Source organism: Luteolibacter sp., from assembly GCF_058122085.1.
The window spans coordinates 1-4,380 of sequence record NZ_JBIKBQ010000178.1 but is presented as its reverse complement, the minus strand read 5'-3'; the positions used below and the strand labels follow the sequence as shown (position 1 = coordinate 4,380).

Genomic DNA, 4,380 nt, shown 5'->3' with positions numbered 1-4,380 from the left:
ACCCACAGCTGCTTGGGGCGGTTGTGGGTGGTGTAGTAATCCTGCCGGGCGCGCCCGTGCCCTTTGGTCTCACCTAACAATCTCCAGCCCTGCGCCTTGTAGCAGGTGCCACGGAACAACTGGCTATCGACGAAACTCTCGGCCACCAGCACGGGATGGCCATACGACTGCTGCCAGTCATCGGCGAGCCGTTGCCCGCAAAGTGCGAGCACGCGGCTGGCGAGATTGGGGCAATCGACTCCCGGCAGAATGAGGAAACGGCCGTTATTGGCCACCAGCGCGAGACGGCGGCGGCGTTGCGTGATGTCCCAGCCGATCCAATCCTCACGGTCCTTGAGGTGGTTGGCAGCCGCGCTCCAGCTCAACAGCGCCAGCCAGTGCCCATCGACTTCGGCCACATAGCGGAGTTGCTCGCCGACGAGCGTGTCGCTCTTGAGATAGTGATGTTTTTCGATGAGCGCGCGGTAACGATCACGTTCGATGGCATCGTCAGGATCGATCAATCGAACGCGCACATGCTCAAGGACATGCTGTTCGGGCATTGCCGGGACGCGGTAGCGGGATGTGGCCATGCGCGAGTTGTGCCCGAAGGCGCAGAACATGTGCAGTAATTTGGCTCAATCAGCTGAAAACCAGATTTTTGCCGATTTTTAAAAATCCGCCGCGGGCTGCGGGCGAGACTCCGCATTGCCGCTTGAGTTTTCGCGGCCCGGCGGACAGCCTTTCCCCGCCCCATGAAATTCCACGCCCCGCTCGTCGCATTTTCGCTCGTCGCCAGTCTCTCCGCCGCCGAGGTGCCCAAGGTCTTTGCCGGGCTTTTCGAACAAAACGTGCCGGTGAAAGGCCAGATCGGCGTGGTGATGCCGCCTCCGGAAATCGAAAAATACGTCGCCAAAGTCGAGGCCGCCGCGCGCAAGGACCCGAAGTGGTTCCGGGAATTTTCCGGCCAAGCCAAATCCGGCGCGCCGCTCCCTTACGACGAGCGGCTCGGCCTCACCAAGGCGGAATACGACGAGTATCTCGCGCTCTGGGAAAAGCGTGAGTTCAAGCCGAGGGAGCAAGTCATGCTGCTGCTCCGCCAGAGCGCCGGCGACACCTGGAGCATCACCTCCACCGGCGCGGCCAGCCTGTTTTCCACGCTGCGCTACAATGCGAAATCCGACCAGTTCCGCTCCCCTAACGGAGAAATGAAACGCCTCGACGACATCAAGGCGGACTCGTCGAGCATCCTCGGCGCATGGAGCGGTCTCGAATGGAAGTTCGAAGAGGAAACCGGCCTCGGCAAGATCAAGGAGAACTTCGCGCTCGGCCGTCTCGCAGATAACAAACACGGCCTCATCGTCTATCGCGCCCAGGAACTTTCCACCGAGGGCACACGCCTGCTCGACAAAAGCCTGATGGTCCGCTTCCCCCTTGGCAAAGCCGGCCAAGCCCAGGAACCCGCGCCCAAATCCGCGGAGGTCAAACCCGCCCCCAAGGCCAAACTCAAAAAGTAAGCGATGGATTCCGAAGCCCCGATTGGCGGGAAACGCCGGGGCTTCCGCCGCAGGCGATGGCTGGTTTCGTGCCTGCTGGGATTGCCCGCCGGCATCATCCTGCTAGGAAATCTCTCGCTTTCCACGCCGTGGGCCTGCCGCTGGATCGCTTCGAAAATCGAGCGCCGCACCGGCATGGAAACCCGCGTGGGGGGCGCTTCCTGGTCGCCATGGAATGGCGCGGCCATCGATGCGGTGGAACTGCTCCAACCCGCCCCGCTACGCGCGGCGCTCAAGCAACCGCTCGTCCGGATCGACTCGCTGCGGGTGATTCCGGTGTGGAAAGCCTGGCTGCGCGGACGGCTAGAAGTCCGCTCCATCGCGCTCGACACGCCGCGCTTCTTTCTGCCCTTGGAGCTGGTTTCCCACCTCGCCCGCCCGGCTCCACCCGCCCAGCAGGCGCCTCCGCCTCCGCCTCCGGTCGCGGCCGCCACGCCGCCACCCGCCGCCGTCCAACCCGGTCCTCCCGCGCCAACTCCGCCAGCCGCGGTTTCCCCGCCAAAACCGCCGGCTCCACCCTCACAACCGACGGGCTGGTTGCACCTGAAAAACGCCTCGTTCACCGTGGTCCACGCCGGCTCGCACCGCACCTTGATAGAGATTTCCAAAATCACCGGCTCCGTCCCCATCGCCGGAGATCCCGCACAGGCCGCTCTCAAGATCGACTCGGTTTCCGCCTTCGGCAACGAACTGGCCCGCAACCTCGCCGCGCAGCTGGACTGGACCTATCCGCTGCTTTCCCTGAAGCCCCTCGAAACCGAAATCGCCGGCTACAAGTTGATCCTCGCCGGCAGGATCGCCAGCTTCAGCGGCCTGCCCATCCAGATCGACGCCCAGCTTCCGCGACAGGCGCTTGCCGCGGTTCGTCTGCCCTTCGACGGCCAGGCAACCGCCGAAGCCATCGCCGCCAACGCCCGCTTCCGAGGACTTCTGCTAGCCCCCGGCACCTGGCAGGGCGACCTGATCGCCGAGTCCGTCGCCCCTGCCATCCGCGTCGCCGACCGTGAAACCAAGTTCGACCGCGGCAGCGCCGTCACCGTCCTGCGCGGCGGCGCGATTTCCTGTGTCGATGCGCGGTTGATCGGCGACGAGTTATCCTTGTTAGGAAACGCCGCGCTCCTCGCCGACGGCCGCGCCGCCGGAGCCGCCCGCCTGGTCGCCGCCCCGGAATCCGCGACCGCCATGATCAGCCGGATCTTTCCGCGTCTCGCCGCGCCGTCTCTCACGCCGCTTGCCACCCCGCAGCGCACCGCCTTTGATCTGGAAGCCTTCGGCAACATCAGCCAGCTTTTCCTCAGCCTGGGCAAGGACGGCCCCGTCGTGAACCTGAAAAACTAAGCCACCCCTCTCATGAGAATCATCGCCGGAAAAGCCGGGCGCATCGCCATCAAAGTCCCCACCGCCGTCGCCCGGCCGACCACCGACTTCGTCCGCCAGGCGCTGTTCTCAATCCTCGGCGAGCGGGTGGCAAACGCCCGCGTGCTTGACCTTTTCGCCGGCTCCGGCGCCCTCGGACTCGAAGCCCTCAGCCGCGGCGCCGCCGCCTGCACCTTCGTCGATGAACACCGCCAAGCCGTGAAGGTCATCACCGAAAACCTGGCAAAAGCCCGGCTCGACGGCGGCCACGCCGTGAAATCCGAAGTCGCCGCCTTCCTCAAGCGCGACCCCGCCACCTACGATCTCATCTTCGCCGATCCGCCGTATTGGAAATACCACGGCGACAAAGACCACGTCACCGACCTCCTCAAAAGCCGCCTGCTGCCGCCCCGCCTCGCCTCCGGCGGCTGGCTGGTCGCGGAGGTCTCCTCCCACCAGAAATCGCCCGAGGCGGAGGATTTCACCCTCGTCGAACGCCGCGAATACGGCAGCAGCGCGATCCTGCTTTACTCAGCCAGTTAGACCCGGTCACCATGCGATTCTCCCACATTCTCCCGCTGTTTTTGATTTCGCTCCGGGCCTTCGCCGAAGCCCCCCCGCTGGTGATCGCCGTCCAACCTTTGGATTTGGTGAAAAAGGAGCGCTTGGATTGCATGAAGAAAGGCCTGGAGAAAGCATACGGCCTGCCGGTGGAGATCCTACCTGTCCTGCCACTTCCCCCTGAAGCCTGGTATGCCCCCCGCAGCCGCTATCGGGCTGAAAAGATCCTGGATTTCCTGAACCGAAAAGCAGACGCGAAGTATCAGATCATCGTCGGGATTACCTCCAGGGATATTTCAACCACCAAGGACGAGCATCCCGATTGGGGCGTTTTCGGGCTGGGACAATTGGGCGGACGCGCTTGCGTGGTCTCGACCTTCCGCCTCGGCGCACGCGGTGCCAACGAAGACAAACTCCGCAGTCGCCTTGCAAAGGTGGCCGTGCACGAAGTCGGTCACGTCCTCAGTTTGGACCACTGTCCGCAGGCGGCTTGCGTCATGCAAGACGCCGAGTCCAGCATCGTGACGGTAGACAAGGAGACCGGAGAATTCTGTAACACGTGCAAAGCCGCGAGCCTGGCATCGCTGGAGCAAAAGCGGTAAATCAAAAAACATCTCCCAATGCGCCTCTTCCCCGCACTCACGATCTACCGGATGCTCCTGCCGCTGCTCTTCATCGCGGCGTTTCCCGGTTGGCTGGTGAAAATGCTCCGCCGCGGCGGCTTCGGCACCCGGCTTGGCGAGCGCGCGGCGATTTACACCACCCCGCTGGAATACGAGCCGTGCGGCGCGGTCCATTTCCATGCCGTCAGCGTCGGCGAGGCGATGCTCGCGCTCAAGCTCATCCGCGAGTGGTTAGTCCGCGAGCCCGGACGCCGCTTCGTGCTCGCCACCGGCACCGCCACCGGCCACGCCGTCGCCACCGAGGC

The 4,380-nt window shown here is 64.1% G+C and carries 6 protein-coding genes; 5 read left to right on the top strand and 1 reads right to left on the bottom strand.

Annotation, left to right across the window (positions count from 1 at the left end):
* The coding region (locus AC4DF4_RS17980; protein WP_490049482.1) for a Druantia anti-phage system protein DruA at positions 1–602 on the bottom strand (602 nt) is incomplete at its 3' end.
* Between the two features lie 132 nt (positions 603–734).
* On the opposite strand from AC4DF4_RS17980, the gene AC4DF4_RS17975 reads away from it, so the two are divergent.
* The 5 genes from AC4DF4_RS17975 to AC4DF4_RS17955 form a co-directional block, all read left to right on the top strand.
* Entirely contained in the window at positions 735–1,496 is a 762-nt protein-coding gene (locus AC4DF4_RS17975) for a hypothetical protein (protein WP_490049481.1), read from the top strand.
* Positions 1,497–1,499: 3 nt separating this feature from the next.
* Complete coding sequence (locus AC4DF4_RS17970; RefSeq protein WP_490049480.1) at positions 1,500–2,873, top strand: hypothetical protein; 1,374 nt, start codon at positions 1,500–1,502, stop codon at positions 2,871–2,873.
* A 12-nt stretch (positions 2,874–2,885) separates the two neighbouring features.
* A complete protein-coding gene (gene rsmD, locus AC4DF4_RS17965) occupies positions 2,886–3,434 on the top strand; it encodes a 16S rRNA (guanine(966)-N(2))-methyltransferase RsmD (protein WP_490049479.1) in 549 nt (182 codons plus the stop codon).
* Positions 3,435–3,514: 80 nt separating this feature from the next.
* Positions 3,515–4,054 (top strand): matrixin family metalloprotease, encoded by a 540-nt coding sequence (locus AC4DF4_RS17960; RefSeq protein WP_490049478.1) that lies wholly within the window; start codon positions 3,515–3,517, stop codon positions 4,052–4,054.
* Between the two features lie 18 nt (positions 4,055–4,072).
* A partial coding sequence (locus AC4DF4_RS17955; RefSeq protein WP_490049477.1) for a glycosyltransferase N-terminal domain-containing protein occupies positions 4,073–4,380 on the top strand: 308 nt, incomplete at its 3' end.

Coding starts and splice junctions, on each gene's coding strand:
- rsmD (WP_490049479.1), top strand. CDS start 2,886: ATGAGAATCATCGCCGGAAAAGCCGGGCGCATCGCCATCAAAGTCCCC.
- AC4DF4_RS17970 (WP_490049480.1), top strand. CDS start 1,500: ATGGATTCCGAAGCCCCGATTGGCGGGAAACGCCGGGGCTTCCGCCGC.
- AC4DF4_RS17975 (WP_490049481.1), top strand. CDS start 735: ATGAAATTCCACGCCCCGCTCGTCGCATTTTCGCTCGTCGCCAGTCTC.